The organism is uncultured Tenacibaculum sp. (assembly GCF_947498805.1).
In the GTDB taxonomy this organism is placed as follows: Bacteria; Bacteroidota; Bacteroidia; order Flavobacteriales; family Flavobacteriaceae; genus Polaribacter.
In genome coordinates this window covers 37469-51160 of the sequence record NZ_CANMLT010000012.1, presented here as the reverse complement: position 1 = coordinate 51160, position 13692 = coordinate 37469, and the positions used below count along the sequence as shown (strand labels likewise).

The window sequence follows — 13692 nt, the reverse complement described above, 5'->3', positions numbered from 1 at the left end:
TTTATAATTTTACAGATACTTCAAAACCAATTCCGTCAGAGATAGCACCATCTTTAAATTTACTTGTATAGTTCACCTCCCATGCTCTTCTATCGATTTTAAATCGTGTGGTCATTTCTTTTAGTTCATAATTAAATTCGGCTCTAAAGTTAATAGATTTTGTAATTCCTTTCATAGTAAGATCTGCTTCAAGTCTAGCATGGGTATCATCGGAATATTCAACCTTTGTGATTACAAGTTTAGCTAGTGGGAATTTTTCTACATCAAAAAAGTCCGGGTCTTTTAAATGATTAATTAGATTGTCTTTTCCCTCTTGTTCTTTAATATCAGTATTGGTTATTGAATTCATATCAATAATAAATTCTCCTCCAGTAATCATATTGTCAGTTTTAATAAAATGGCCATTTTTAAAATTGATAAATCCATCATGTCCACCAAAATAAAAAGTATATGCCCCAATCCATTTAATAGTACTTTTGGCAGTATTTATATGTAGTTTTTCTTGGGAATAATTTTTTGTCGCCAGACAAAAAACACAAACAAATGCAATAATAATTTTTCTCATGAGATTTAGTTTTAAATTCAGAGTAAAACTATTTTAGTTAACATTTGAAAGTGTCAAATGAATGCAAAAGAAGTGTGAATGGATGTAAAATTTTATTAGAAAAAGCACTTTTACACTTCTAAAATGTCTTGTTTAATTATCTGGTACGAACTCAATATCTACCATACCTAGATAAGAAGTTGTAGAGAATGTACTAGGAAGCATTTGAGAAGTACCTAAATAACTTCCATATCCTTTAACTAAAACGTCACCTATGTCAGATGGGAATATGACAGCTCCTCCTTTATTGAATACATAATAGTCACTTGTATTTACAGAAACAAAATAGTTCACGCTCGATGTTATGTTAATAGGAGTAATGGTTTCCGTAGAAATTAATCCATTACTTGAAGTAACTTGTTGTGTAAGGAGTATTTCTTGCGTATCAAAGTTCCATACAGAGACACGAAAATCGCCGTTAGCAGGAAGCCTGATACTTACAGATTTAATTTTTCCGTTTTTAAATGTTTTAAATTGATAACCAACCTCAAAAGTATTAGGACTATTTATCGTTGATTGTAAGTCTAAGACAGCACTTTCTATTAAAGCTTTCATAGGAAATTGAGCTGGTTGCTCGGGAGTAGCTTCGTCATCACTACTACAGCTTGAAAAAACTACTAAGAATAGAATGAAGTAGTAAGTTATATAGTTTTTCATCTCTTAAGTTGTTGTTGTTCAGTATCTAAGATAATGAAAAATTATGGTAATTAGTTGACTGTCATTGTTTTAAATTTGAAGTTGAATTCACTAGTCAATCCTTTTAAAAGTAAAATCAATAGAAAATTCGTCGTTTGCTACCTTCGCTTTTAGTTGGTCTTTTGCTTTCCAATACCTAATTATTGTTGGAAATTCGTTTTTATCATTTTTGGCAGTAAAAGAAGTATCTGTTTGTTGTGTAAAGGCAAATAAAGTAGGTGTTTCATTAACTCCGGTAACTTGTAAGAATAATGAGTCGTTTTTATGTACAATATGTAATACTTCCTTAAAGGTGGTGTCTTTTTCTTTTAAAGTAAACCCGATTCCAGATAAGTCTTTATTCCAAAACTCATAGGTAATCTTGTTAGGTTCATTATTTAAACGTTCCCATTTTCCAATTAACCAAGTAGGTTTTTTAACACTTGTTTTAGGTGTACAGTTTACTATAAACAGGCAGGTAAGTAGAAGTGTTATATATTTCATAACAAAAAGTTAGTTTTCTCAAAGATACTCAAATTAAAATCCGATAAAAAATTGTAAATTCGCACTCCAAGAAAAGAGTAAGATGTTAGACAAGTTACAGATAGTAAAACAACGTTTTGATGAGGTTTCTGATTTGATTATCCAACCAGATATTATCTCTGATCAAAAACGTTATGTACAATTGAATAAAGAATATAAAGATTTAGGAAAGGTAGTAAAGAAAGCTAACGAGTATGAAACTTTATTGAATAATATAGAAGAAGCTAAAGAAATCATTGCCGACGGAAGTGATGCGGAAATGGTGGAAATGGCAAAAATGGAAATGGACGAAGCTAAAAACCGTATTCCGGTTTTAGAGGAAGAAATGAAGTTTTTATTAATTCCTAAAGATCCAGAAGATGGTAAGAATGCAGTAGTTGAATTACGTGCTGGTACAGGAGGAGATGAGGCAAGTATTTTTGCAGGAGACTTATATAGAATGTACACAAAATACTGTGAAGGTAGAGGATGGAAGGTATCTGTAGTAGATTACTCTGAAGGAACGAATGGAGGGTTTAAAGAAATCCAATTTGAAGTTTCTGGTGAGGATGTTTATGGAGTTTTAAAGTTTGAAGCAGGAGTACACCGTGTACAGCGTGTTCCTCAAACGGAAACACAAGGACGTGTACATACATCAGCGGCTACTTGTATGGTATTTCCAGAGGCAGAAGAGTTTGATGTAGAAATTAATCCAAAAGATGTTCGTATTGATTATTTCTGTTCTTCAGGTCCTGGAGGTCAGTCGGTAAATACCACTTATTCGGCAGTACGTTTAACGCACATTCCAACAGGTTTAGTAGCACAATGTCAGGATCAAAAATCTCAGCATAAAAATAAAGAAAAGGCATTTAGAGTATTACGTTCACGTTTATATGACTTAGAGTTAGCTAAGAAACAAGCAGAAGATGCTGCAAAACGTGGTTCTATGGTAACTTCTGGTGACCGTTCAGCAAAAATTAGAACATACAACTATCCGCAAGGACGTGTAACTGATCATAGAATTGGATTAACACTATATGATTTACAAAATATTGTAAACGGAGATATTCAAAAAATTATTGATGAGTTAATGCTCGCAGAGAATACTTCTAAATTAAAAGAATTAGGAGAAACAATATAAAAAAGCGACCCAGAAGGGTCGCTTTTTTTTTATGAAACAGTTAGTTAATAGAAAAAAACCACACCCAAGGGGTGCGGTGATAAATTAGGGGATAAAACTAATCAATAACAATGATTAATTAATCATATCAACCTAACTTCTTGATTTAAAGATAGGTAAAAAATATTTAAAATCAAAATTCGAATTTAGTAAGTATTGTTTTATATGTTTAAGAGAATAGCTTATAATAATTTGTGGGTTCTTTAAATAAGCGGTAAATTCGCGGCACTGATATTCTATTCTGTATAAAGGTGGATTCTACAATTATTTAAGGGGTACTTATTTCACTTTCTTTGAGTTCTGTAATACCTAATTTTTTAGTTTGTAAAAACGAACTCTTTTTATAACATAGGACTTCACGTATTTAGGAGTTGTATTTCTTATTTTCATTTATAAGGCATATAAATGGTATTTATAAAGATGATAAGATTTAGGCTTAGTATTAATTAATAAAACGGAATAAACCATGTTAAAGATTATTGTAAAAGAAGGTGAAAACATAGATAGAGCCTTAAAGCGTTATAAGCGTAAGTACAGAAACGTAAAAATATTGCAAGAGTTAAGAGAGCGAAAGCAATATACAAAGCCATCAGTAGCTAGAAGAGCAGAAGTTAAGAAGGCTGCTTATAAAGAACAGCTTTTTAAACAAGAATAATAAAAAAAGAGTTACTTAATAGTGACTCTTTTTTATTTTAACTTATCTATTATAAACCTTGGGCAATCTGCTTAAGGTTGGTCGTATCTATAACAAAAATCTCTTTTCCTTTTAGTTTAATAAATTCTTTCTTTTTAAACTCGGCAAGTAATCGAATGGCACTTTCTGTAGCAGTACCAATAATATTGGCAACATCTTCTCTTGTTAAATGAACGTCTATAGAACCATTTTCTCTTTTAGGAAACTTATCATTTAAATATAATAAAGTAGCCGCCAAACGTTGTTTAACTGTTTTTTGAGCCATGTCAACAATTACATTATCAGCTTCTTTTAAAGAAGAGGCCATGTTTTTAAGAATATCCATGGTGAAATTAGGGTTTTTCTCTAAGTCTCTTACGATTTCTTCCTTAGGGATAAAACAAACCTCCATATCATTTACAGCAACAGCTTTTAAATTAGACGCTTCATCATTAATTAAACTACGCTCACCTAACAGGTCTCCTTTTTTAATTAAATGAATAATTTGATCTCTACCATTTTCACTCATTTTAGATACCTTGCATACACCATCTTTAATACAAAAAACACCATTAATGTGTTCTCCCTCTTCAAATAAAACTTCTCCTTTTTTTATGGTTTTAGAAGTTTTACAAGCAGAAATTCTAACTAACTCATCTTTAGTTAAAGCTTTTAGAGAATTAAATTGTCGGATAATGCACTGTTCGCATTTGCTCATAGTAATGCTTTTTAAGAGTATTTCAAATATACTCAAAACCTGACAAATATCATGTTTTAAATTACATTCTTATTGGATATTTGTACCAGGCAAATGAGTAAATATGGAAAACACAAAATGTTTTCATTGTGGTAACCCATGCGATACAGAAATCATTAAAATAGAAGAGAAATCTTTTTGTTGTAATGGATGTAAAACTGTATTTGAGATTTTTTCTGAAAACGATTTAACTTGTTATTACGATTTTCAAAATAACCCAGGGGCAATTCCACAAGAAATAAAAGGAAAGTATGATTTTCTAGATAATATACCTATTGTAGAAAAGCTATTAGAATTTAACGATGGTAATGTTCAGGTGGTAAACTTGTACATACCGCACATACATTGTAGTTCGTGTATTTGGATATTAGAAAACTTACACAAACTACAAGAGAAGGTAAGTGCTTCTCAAGTTAATTTTCCGAAGAAAACAGTACGAATTACTTATAATTCAGAAGAAACATCTTTAAAGGAAATTGTATTGTTATTGAGTTCTATAGGGTATGAACCTTATATTTCTTTAGAAGATTATGAAGTTGGGAAAAAGAAAGTAGATCGAAGCTTAATTTATAAATTAGGAATAGCCGGATTTGCCTTTGGAAATGTGATGTTTTTATCCTTTCCAGAGTATTTCGAAGTATCAGAATATTGGTTAGAACAGTACAAAGGAGTTTTTAGATGGTTAATGTTTGTATTTTCTTTACCAGTTGTATTTTATGCATCGCAAGATTATTTTATCTCTGCTTATAAAGGATTACGCTCTAAAATTTTAAATATTGATGTTCCTATTGCTTTAGGAATAACAGTATTGTTTATAAGAAGCTCTGTTGAAATAATTTTTGATTTAGGAACTGGATTCTTTGATTCTTTAACCGGATTGGTGTTCTTTTTATTATTAGGGAAGTTCTTTCAGCAAAAAACCTATAATTTCTTGTCTTTTGAACGCGATTATAAATCGTATTTTCCAATAGCAGTTACCAAGCTTACTACTGAAGGAAAAGAAGAGAATACCCAGATATATGATGTAAAAAAAGGAGACAGGCTCTTAATTCGTAATCAAGAATTAATTCCTGTAGATGGTATCTTGATTAATGGAGAGGCTCAAATAGATTACAGTTTTGTTACTGGAGAAGCAGTACCCGTTTCGAAACAATCGGGAGATAAACTATTTGCAGGAGGAAAACAATTGTCTGGAATTTTAGAAATGGAAGTACTCACATCGGTTTCACAAAGTTACTTAACGCAATTATGGAGTAACGATGTATTTAAAAAAGACAAGCACTCATCATTTAAAACAATTACCGATAAAATAAGTCAACATTTTACCATTGTCATTTTACTAATAGCATTGGTAGCCACAGCGTTTTGGATGTATTATGATTCAAGCAAGGCATTGAATGTTTTTACAGCAGTATTAATTATTGCTTGTCCGTGTGCAATAGCATTAGCAGCTCCTTTTACCTTAGGAAACATGCTACGTATTTTAGGAAAGAAGAAGTTCTATTTAAAAAATGCAACGGTCATAGAGCAATTGGCTGCTTTAGATACTATAATTTTTGATAAAACCGGAACCTTAACCACTAGCAAAGAAAACGAAATATTGTATACAGGAACTGAATTAAGTGGTAAGGAAAAATCAATTTTAAAAAGTGCATTAAGAGGTTCAAATCACCCTTTAAGTAGAATGTTGTATGATTCATTGTCTGAAAACACGGGTAAGATAGATGAGTTTATAGAGTATACAGGAAAAGGAATAGAAGCGGTTTGTGAAGAAACCAGATTAAAATTGGGGTCTTCTACGTTTGTAAAAAATACCAAAGAGCAAAACAATTTAGATACTTCTGTGCATATAAGTATAGATGATGAATATAAAGGAAAGTACATTTTTAAAAACGCCTATAGAAAAGGAGTAAAAGCATTGTTTTACGATTTGAATACGAATTATAAGATGGCAGTTGTTTCAGGAGATAATGAGGGTGAGAAAGTTTATTTAGAAAAAGTACTACCAAAAGGAACCAACTTGCTGTTTAATCAAAAGCCAGAGAATAAGTTATCCTATATAGAAGAAATACAACAAAAAGGGAATCGCGTGGCCATGATCGGAGATGGGTTAAATGATGCAGGAGCTCTGGCACAGAGTGATGTAGGAATTGCAATTTCAGAAAATATCAATGTGTTTTCACCGGCCTGTGATGCTATTTTAGATGCTTCAAAGTTTAATCAAATTGCCAATTATGTAAAGGCTTCTAAAAAAGCAATTCAAATCATTAAATATTGTTTTATATTGTCTTTATTGTATAATGTAATTGGGTTATATTTTGCTACTACAGGACAGTTAAAACCAGTAATAGCAGCTATTTTAATGCCCTTAAGTTCAATTAGTATTGTTGTTTTTACAACAATAGCAACAAATTTATTAGGAAGAAAAATAAAGTAAATATGGAAATCAATAAATATATAGATCACACCTTATTAAAACCAACCGCAACTAAAGAGCAAATTATCAAATTATGTTCAGAAGCGAAGGAGTATAACTTTTATGCTGTTTGTGTGAATGGTTCTTATGTAGCATTGGCAAAGAAAGAATTGGAAGGAACTGAAGTAGAAGTAGCCGCAGTCATCGGGTTTCCCTTGGGAGCTATGACTACAGAAGCGAAGGTGTTTGAAGCTAAAAATTGTATTGAGAAAGGAGCTTCAGAAATTGATATGGTAATCAATATTGGAAGATTATTAGATGGTCAATTTGATTATGTAGAAAATGAAATCAAACAGATAAAAGAGGCTATTGGAGAAAATGTGTTAAAAGTCATTTTTGAAAACTGCTATTTGAGTAAAGAGCAGATAAAAATGGTAAGTCAATTAGCGGTAAATGCTGGTGCAGACTATGTAAAAACATCAACTGGATTTGGAACCGGTGGAGCGACTTTTGAAGATGTTCAATTGATGAAGGATGTGGTAGGAAACAAGGCTCAAATAAAAGCTGCTGGTGGTGTACGTGACGCTGCAACAGCACAAAAGTATATTAAAATGGGCGTAACTCGTTTGGGTACTTCCTCTGGAGTATCGTTAGTTACAAAAGGAGTTTCAGATAAAAATCAGTATTAGAATAAAAATGTAATTACAAAGATGTTAGTTCGAGTGGTTTCTTGAAGAATAAAAGAAAATGTATCGAGCACAATCTTTGGTAGTTATAGAACAAAATTAAATCATTAAAAAATGAGTGTACATATAGAAGCCAAACCAGGAGAAATAGCAGAAACGGTATTGTTACCAGGAGATCCTATGAGAGCAAAATGGATTGCAGAAACATTTTTAGAAAATCCAGTTTGTTATAATGACGTACGTGGTATGCTTGGTTTTACTGGAACTTATCAAGGAAAAAGAATTTCGGTACAAGGAACTGGAATGGGAATTCCTTCTGCTTTGATTTATGCACATGAATTGATTAATGAATACGGAGTTAAAAACTTAATTAGAGTGGGCTCAGCAGGATCGTATCAAAAAGAAGTAAAGATTCGTGATATTGTAATAGCCATGGCTGCTTCTACTAATTCAGGATTGAATACCATTCGATTTAACGGAGCAGACTATGCACCAACCGCTAGTTTTGAACTATTTCAAAAAGCAATTGAAATAGCTAAAGAAAAAGGAATCCCTTTAAAAGCAGGAAACATTTTAAGCTCTGATGAGTTTTATGCAGATGAATTTGAAAGCTATAAAAAATGGGCAGATTATGGTGTGCTGTGCGTAGAAATGGAAACCAATGGATTATATACAGTGGCTGCTAAGCATAAAGTGAATGCCTTATCTATCTTAACTATTTCTGATAGTTTGGTAACAGGAGAAAGAACAACTGCCGATGAAAGAGAACAAACCTTTAAAGAAATGATTGAAATTGCTTTAGAACTAGCATAAAGGTTAGTTGGAGTGATTTCCTTGTAGTATGATATAAAACGGTATTAAGCAGATGAGCACACTTATTCAAAAATACAATATTCCAGGTCCGAGATATACAAGTTATCCAACCGTTCCTTATTGGGATGAAAGCACTTTTTCGAAACAAAAATGGATTCAAACCTTTCAAAAATCCTTTAAAGAAAGTAATACTTCTGAAGGAATCAGTTTGTACATTCATTTACCTTATTGTGAAAGTTTATGTACGTTTTGTGCATGTCATAAACACATCACAAAACGTCATGAGGTAGAAGAACCTTATATAGTAACCGTTTTAAAAGAATGGGACTTGTATGTTGATTTGGTAGATGAGGTTCCTGTGGTAAAGGAAGTGCATTTAGGAGGAGGAACACCTACGTTCTTTTCAATTGAACAACTAGAAAAACTGATCAATGGAATTTTTAAAAGAGCCAAAAAACATCCAGAGCATGAATTTAGTTTTGAAGGGCATCCTAATAATACCACGAAAGAACACTTACAAGGTTTATATAACTTAGGATTTACTCGAGTAAGTTTTGGAGTACAAGATTACAATCCGAAAGTACAAGAAGCCATTCATCGTATACAACCTTTTGAAAATGTAGAAAGAGTGCATAATTGGGCAAAAGAGATAGGATATACTTCTATTAGTCATGATTTAGTATTCGGACTTCCTTTTCAAACCAAAGAAAATGTAATTCACACCATTACCAAAACAAAAGAATTACAACCCGATAGAATTTCATTTTACAGCTATGCACATGTGCCTTGGGTAAAAGGTGTTGGACAACGTGGATTTAATGAAAACGACTTACCTAAGAATGACGAAAAAAGAGCATTGTATGAAATAGGGAAGGAGTTATTTGCAGAGATGGGGTATATAGAAATTGGAATGGATCATTTTGCCTTGCCTACAGACAGTTTATATACTGCTACAGAAACTAAAACATTGCACCGAAATTTTATGGGATATACGGCAAACAAAACCCAGTTAATGGTTGGTTTAGGAATGTCGGCAATATCAGATTCTTGGTATGGTTTTGCACAAAATGTAAAGACTGTAAAAGAATACCAGCAATTGGTAAATGAAGGTGAAATCCCTGTGTTTAGAGGACATATTTTATCTGATGAAGATTTGGTAATGCGTAAGCATATCTTAAACATTATGTGTCATTTTACCACTTCTTGGGAAGAAGAAACATTACAGATTGAAAATGTGGAGAACCATATCAATAAACTACAAGAAATGATTAATGATGGATTGGTATGTGTTGAAAAGAATCATTTAACGGTTCCTGAAGAGGCAAGACCTTATGTACGAAATATTTGTATGGCTTTTGATAAGAAACTTCAAGAGAAACAACCTGAAACCAAACTATTTTCAATGACGATATAGCGTATTACTTAAATGACGAATAGATATACCCGAGCAGTAAAGCTATTATAAATAAAATAATGGTAAACAGAAAAACGATGATAAAAGAAAGTAGGGCGGTTTCAAGTTTATTATGATCAGTTTTATACACTCGATAAATCAATATCATCAAACTTAAATACATGATAAAATCAAAAAGTAGTGGCTGTTTAAAAATGGGGTAGCTTAGTGTACTGCACAAAGTAACAAAACCAAAAATAAACGAGTTAATTACTAGATGTTCTGTAAAATTGAACTTTCTAAAAAGCACCTTGGTTAATAGACTTAAAGGAAAGATAGATAGTATCCAGAAAAAGTTGAAATAGGTTTTTACAAATTTACCTCCATAATAAGACATCTTGTAAATAATGCTATTTTCTAAAGCAGTTGTATTGTCTGGTTTATATGGGACTTTAAAAAATCGTTCTGTAATTATATAAATTGAAACAGATAAAATTAAAAAGGAAATAGGGTTAAGAATGTTTTTTCGTTTTCCTTGTGTATATTCTGTAACAATTTTTTTAGGATCAATTATTAACGATTTTAAATTGAATAAAAAACCTTTATCCATGTTGGTTATCGATAGGAACGTATATTCAAAAATGGAAGAAAAATTCAATTTTTTAACATCCTTCTTTTCACCACAGTTAGGACAAAAATTGTTGTTGTGTTCAAAACCACATGAAATACACTTCATCAGAAAATTTTTTAGGGTAAAAATAAAAAAATCAATCTAATAGGCTAGTTTGTTTGTTTTAAAGAGTTTTTCTAGGGTTATTTAATTGGATTTCAAATAATTATGATTTTTATCATGGTTTTGTGTCTTAATAATTGGTAACTTTAAGGAAACTTAAAAACTCTTGAATTATGGGAACAATAACTGAGACAAATTGGACGAAGAAGGAGTTATATACATATCTTTTTATTTACTGCATGAATGCAGATTTTATAGAGGCTCCAGAAGAGCTTGAGAGAATAACTTCAAAAGTAGACAATGATACTTATCAAAGAATGCATTCAGAATTTGATGCAGATAATGATTATGCAAGTATTCAAAAAGTAAAAGAATCATTGATTAATTTAAATATTTCTGATGCAGAGATTGAAGTACTTTTTGAAGAAATGAAAGACCTATTTCTCGCAGATGGGAAATACGAGATTTTAGAACGAAATTTAATGTTAGGATTGAGAAAAGTTCTGAAATAGAAAACACAAAATAAATCTTTTAAAATGAGTCTGTTAATAGCAGACTCATTTTTTGTTTACTGTATAAAAAAAATCTCAAAACATGACTTTTATCATATTTTAAGAAATGCTTCGAGTCTACCTTTGACCTATAATTATCAGGCAAGATATGAGCGTTATTTACTTACTACTTACACTAAGTATTCTAGTGGCAATTGTTTTTTTTATTGCATTTATCGTTTCGGTAAAAAAAGGGCAGTACGATGATTCGTACACACCTTCTGTTCGTATGTTGTTTGATGACGAACTGGTGAAAGAAGATAAATAGAAAACTAACAAAATAGATATTAAATTCAAATTAGATTATGGAAATGCAGCAATTTTATTACGATAACAAAATCGTAAAAAAGTTCATTTACGCCACGTTACTCTGGGGGATCGTTGGTTTCTCAGTAGGACTACTGTTGGCTTTTATGTTTTTATTCCCAAATATTACTGACGGAATTTCATGGTTAAGCTTTGGTCGTTTACGTCCACTTCATACCAACGCAGTAATTTTTGCATTCGTAGGAAACGCAATTTACGCAGGAGTCTATTACTCGCTTCAACGTTTGTTAAAAACCCGTATGGCGAGTGACTTTTTAAGTAATTTCAACTTCTGGGGATGGCAGTTAATAATTGTTGCTGCGGCGATAACCTTACCTTTAGGAATTACCACTTCTAAAGAATACGCAGAGCTAGAATGGCCTATTGATATTGCCATAGCTTTAGTATGGGTAGCGTTTGGAGCCAACATGATTTGGACAATTCTTAAAAGAAGACAACGTCACTTATATGTAGCTATTTGGTTCTATTTAGGAACCTTTGTAACGGTAGCTGTATTACATATATTTAATAGTTTAGAATTACCAGTAAGTTTCTTTAAATCATACTCAGTGTATGCAGGAGTACAAGATGCCCTAGTACAATGGTGGTACGGACATAATGCAGTAGCATTCTTCCTTACAACACCGTTCTTAGGATTGATGTACTATTTTGTTCCAAAGGCAGCAAACCGTCCGGTATACTCTTATAGATTATCTATTGTACACTTCTGGTCGTTAATCTTTATCTATATCTGGGCAGGACCGCACCACTTATTATATACATCTTTACCAGATTGGGCACAAAATTTAGGAGTAGCATTCTCTGTAATGTTAATTGCACCATCTTGGGGAGGTATGATCAATGGATTATTAACCTTACGTGGAGCATGGGATAAGGTTCGAGTAGATCCAGTATTAAAATTCATGGTAGTAGCAATTACTGGTTATGGTATGGCTACGTTTGAAGGACCAATGTTATCATTAAAGAATGTAAATGCAATTGCGCACTTCTCTGACTGGATTATTGCACACGTGCACGTTGGAGCCTTAGCATGGAACGGTTTCTTAACCTTTGGTATGTTATACTGGTTAATACCACGTATGTTTAAAACAAAATTATACTCTACAGCATTGGCAAACTTCCATTTCTGGATTGGTACTTTAGGTATTATCATGTATGCTTTACCAATGTATGTAGCAGGATTTGTACAAGCTTCTATGTGGAAGCAGTTCAATCCAGACGGAACTTTAACTTATGGTAACTTCTTAGAAACTGTAAACGAAATTATTCCGATGTATTGGATGCGTGCTATAGGAGGAAGTTTATTCATCCTTGGAGCCATTGTAATGTTATACAATGTTGTAAAAACAGTAAAATCTGGAAGCGATGTAACAGATGAGTTAGCAGAAGCACCAGCATTAACAAAAGTATCTAAATACAGAACATCTAAAGAAGGTTGGCATACTTGGTTAGAAAGAAGACCAATCAAATTAACCATCTATGCAACTGTAGCAATATTAATTGGAGGTATTGTACAAATTGTACCAACCTTATTAGTAAAATCTAATATACCAACCATTACCAGTGTAAAACCATATTCGGCATTAGAATTAGAAGGTAGAGACTTATACATTAGAGAAGGATGTGTTGGATGTCACTCACAAATGGTACGTCCATTTAGAAGTGAGGTAGAACGTTACGGAGAATATGCCAAAGCAGGAGAATTTGTATATGACCATCCATTCTTATGGGGTTCTAAACGTACAGGGCCAGACTTATTAAGAGTTGGAGGAAAGTATTCTGACAGTTGGCACTTAAATCACATGTACGATCCACAAAGTACTTCACCAGGTTCTATTATGCCAGCATATCAATGGTTGGTAAGAAATGAACTTGATAAGAGCGATACCGAAGCTAAAATGAGAGCCATGGTAAGCTTAGGAGTTCCATATACAGAAGAAGATATAGCTAATGCGCAAGCAAGTATGGAAGCGCAAGGAGCTAAAATTCAAGAGAACTTACATCAAGATCCAGATTTTGCCAAGAGTTATGCAGATGATAAAAATTATGCAGCACAAAACGGACAGAAGTTTATCGAGATGAAGGACAGAGAAATTGTAGCGTTAATTGCATACCTACAACGTTTAGGAACCGATATTAAGGTGAAAGATATAGAAGATCAATTAGGAAGTAAAAATTAAGAAAGATGTTAAAGTTCGTAAAAAATCATATGGAGAGCATTGCAGGTATTGAAATCTACCCAATTATCTCATTAACCATCTTCTTTACATTCTTCGTAGTGTTGTTTTGGTGGGTATTTACAGCCAAAAAGGAGTATATAAGTAAGGTAAGTGAATTACCATTAGATAACTAGTAAACAAAA

The 13692-nt window shown here is 32.3% G+C and carries 15 protein-coding genes; 10 read left to right on the top strand and 5 right to left on the bottom strand.

All coding sequences use genetic code 11. The annotated features are described in order from the left end of the window. Nucleotide 1: 1 nt before the first annotated feature. The 3 genes from Q0873_RS17960 to Q0873_RS17950 form a co-directional block, all read right to left on the bottom strand. Nucleotides 2-565, bottom strand: coding sequence for a YceI family protein (locus Q0873_RS17960; protein WP_299110144.1), 564 nt, complete (start codon nt 563-565; stop codon nt 2-4). Nucleotides 566-697: 132 nt separating this feature from the next. Continuing rightward, entirely contained in the window at nt 698-1261 is a 564-nt protein-coding gene (locus Q0873_RS17955; protein ID WP_299110142.1) for a hypothetical protein, read from the bottom strand. Nucleotides 1262-1351: 90 nt separating this feature from the next. Beyond that, nucleotides 1352-1783, bottom strand: a complete 432-nt coding sequence (locus Q0873_RS17950; RefSeq protein WP_299110140.1) for a DUF6265 family protein — start codon at nt 1781-1783, stop codon at nt 1352-1354. An 82-nt stretch (nt 1784-1865) separates the two neighbouring features. Here Q0873_RS17950 and prfA point away from each other — a divergent pair, with 82 nt between their 5' ends. Together prfA and rpsU are read left to right on the top strand one after the other, a co-directional pair. Beyond that, entirely contained in the window at nt 1866-2942 is a 1077-nt protein-coding gene (prfA, locus tag Q0873_RS17945) for a peptide chain release factor 1 (protein ID WP_299110137.1), read from the top strand. 505 nt (nt 2943-3447) lie between these two features. Continuing rightward, a complete protein-coding gene (gene rpsU / locus Q0873_RS17940; RefSeq protein ID WP_299110134.1) occupies nt 3448-3636 on the top strand; it encodes a 30S ribosomal protein S21 in 189 nt (62 codons plus the stop codon). Between the two features lie 49 nt (nt 3637-3685). On the opposite strand, the gene Q0873_RS17935 is transcribed toward rpsU, so the two are convergent. Then, nucleotides 3686-4372 carry a Crp/Fnr family transcriptional regulator gene (locus tag Q0873_RS17935; RefSeq protein WP_299110131.1) on the bottom strand — a complete coding sequence of 229 codons (687 nt, stop codon included), beginning with the start codon at nt 4370-4372 and terminating at the stop codon, nt 3686-3688. A gap of 103 nt (nt 4373-4475) precedes the next feature. Between Q0873_RS17935 and Q0873_RS17930 the strand changes: the two genes are divergently transcribed. From Q0873_RS17930 to hemN, 4 genes are all read left to right on the top strand, one after another. Next, entirely contained in the window at nt 4476-6848 is a 2373-nt protein-coding gene (locus Q0873_RS17930; protein WP_299110128.1) for a heavy metal translocating P-type ATPase metal-binding domain-containing protein, read from the top strand. 2 nt (nt 6849-6850) lie between these two features. Further along, the gene (gene deoC, locus Q0873_RS17925; protein ID WP_299110125.1) at nt 6851-7516 is read left to right on the top strand and encodes a deoxyribose-phosphate aldolase; all 666 of its coding nucleotides are present in this window, start codon (nt 6851-6853) and stop codon (nt 7514-7516) included. A gap of 111 nt (nt 7517-7627) precedes the next feature. Then, nucleotides 7628-8326 (top strand): purine-nucleoside phosphorylase, encoded by a 699-nt coding sequence (deoD, locus tag Q0873_RS17920; protein ID WP_299110122.1) that lies wholly within the window; start codon nt 7628-7630, stop codon nt 8324-8326. A gap of 52 nt (nt 8327-8378) precedes the next feature. After that, nucleotides 8379-9740: an oxygen-independent coproporphyrinogen III oxidase gene (hemN, locus tag Q0873_RS17915; RefSeq protein ID WP_299110119.1), complete on the top strand. Its 1362-nt coding sequence runs from the start codon at nt 8379-8381 to the stop codon at nt 9738-9740. Nucleotides 9741-9744: 4 nt separating this feature from the next. On the opposite strand, the gene Q0873_RS17910 is transcribed toward hemN, so the two are convergent. Then, nucleotides 9745-10455 (bottom strand): DUF3667 domain-containing protein, encoded by a 711-nt coding sequence (locus Q0873_RS17910; protein ID WP_299110116.1) that lies wholly within the window; start codon nt 10453-10455, stop codon nt 9745-9747. A 170-nt stretch (nt 10456-10625) separates the two neighbouring features. Here Q0873_RS17910 and Q0873_RS17905 point away from each other — a divergent pair, with 170 nt between their 5' ends. The 4 genes from Q0873_RS17905 (at nt 10626) to Q0873_RS17890 (ending at nt 13683) form a co-directional block, all read left to right on the top strand. Continuing rightward, nucleotides 10626-10964 carry a hypothetical protein gene (locus Q0873_RS17905; protein WP_299110113.1) on the top strand — a complete coding sequence of 113 codons (339 nt, stop codon included), beginning with the start codon at nt 10626-10628 and terminating at the stop codon, nt 10962-10964. A gap of 148 nt (nt 10965-11112) precedes the next feature. Further along, nucleotides 11113-11271: a cbb3-type cytochrome oxidase assembly protein CcoS gene (gene ccoS / locus Q0873_RS17900; protein ID WP_299110110.1), complete on the top strand. Its 159-nt coding sequence runs from the start codon at nt 11113-11115 to the stop codon at nt 11269-11271. Between the two features lie 37 nt (nt 11272-11308). After that, complete coding sequence (ccoN, locus tag Q0873_RS17895; RefSeq protein ID WP_299110107.1) at nt 11309-13510, top strand: cytochrome-c oxidase, cbb3-type subunit I; 2202 nt, start codon at nt 11309-11311, stop codon at nt 13508-13510. A gap of 5 nt (nt 13511-13515) precedes the next feature. Continuing rightward, nucleotides 13516-13683 carry a CcoQ/FixQ family Cbb3-type cytochrome c oxidase assembly chaperone gene (locus Q0873_RS17890; protein ID WP_299110104.1) on the top strand — a complete coding sequence of 56 codons (168 nt, stop codon included), beginning with the start codon at nt 13516-13518 and terminating at the stop codon, nt 13681-13683. Nucleotides 13684-13692: the final 9 nt, after the last annotated feature.

Bases quoted from the DNA above. Each gene is read 5' to 3' on its own strand.
- Q0873_RS17960 (WP_299110144.1), bottom strand. From the start codon at position 565: ATGAGAAAAATTATTATTGCATTTGTTTGTGTTTTTTGTCTGGCGACA.
- Q0873_RS17930 (WP_299110128.1), top strand. From the start codon at position 4,476: ATGGAAAACACAAAATGTTTTCATTGTGGTAACCCATGCGATACAGAA.
- Q0873_RS17890 (WP_299110104.1), top strand. From the start codon at position 13,516: ATGTTAAAGTTCGTAAAAAATCATATGGAGAGCATTGCAGGTATTGAA.
- rpsU (WP_299110134.1), top strand. From the start codon at position 3,448: ATGTTAAAGATTATTGTAAAAGAAGGTGAAAACATAGATAGAGCCTTA.
- ccoN (WP_299110107.1), top strand. From the start codon at position 11,309: ATGGAAATGCAGCAATTTTATTACGATAACAAAATCGTAAAAAAGTTC.
- deoD (WP_299110122.1), top strand. From the start codon at position 7,628: ATGAGTGTACATATAGAAGCCAAACCAGGAGAAATAGCAGAAACGGTA.
- prfA (WP_299110137.1), top strand. From the start codon at position 1,866: ATGTTAGACAAGTTACAGATAGTAAAACAACGTTTTGATGAGGTTTCT.
- ccoS (WP_299110110.1), top strand. From the start codon at position 11,113: ATGAGCGTTATTTACTTACTACTTACACTAAGTATTCTAGTGGCAATT.
- hemN (WP_299110119.1), top strand. From the start codon at position 8,379: ATGAGCACACTTATTCAAAAATACAATATTCCAGGTCCGAGATATACA.
- Q0873_RS17905 (WP_299110113.1), top strand. From the start codon at position 10,626: ATGGGAACAATAACTGAGACAAATTGGACGAAGAAGGAGTTATATACA.
- Q0873_RS17910 (WP_299110116.1), bottom strand. From the start codon at position 10,455: ATGAAGTGTATTTCATGTGGTTTTGAACACAACAACAATTTTTGTCCT.
- deoC (WP_299110125.1), top strand. From the start codon at position 6,851: ATGGAAATCAATAAATATATAGATCACACCTTATTAAAACCAACCGCA.
- Q0873_RS17935 (WP_299110131.1), bottom strand. From the start codon at position 4,372: ATGAGCAAATGCGAACAGTGCATTATCCGACAATTTAATTCTCTAAAA.
- Q0873_RS17955 (WP_299110142.1), bottom strand. From the start codon at position 1,261: ATGAAAAACTATATAACTTACTACTTCATTCTATTCTTAGTAGTTTTT.
- Q0873_RS17950 (WP_299110140.1), bottom strand. From the start codon at position 1,783: ATGAAATATATAACACTTCTACTTACCTGCCTGTTTATAGTAAACTGT.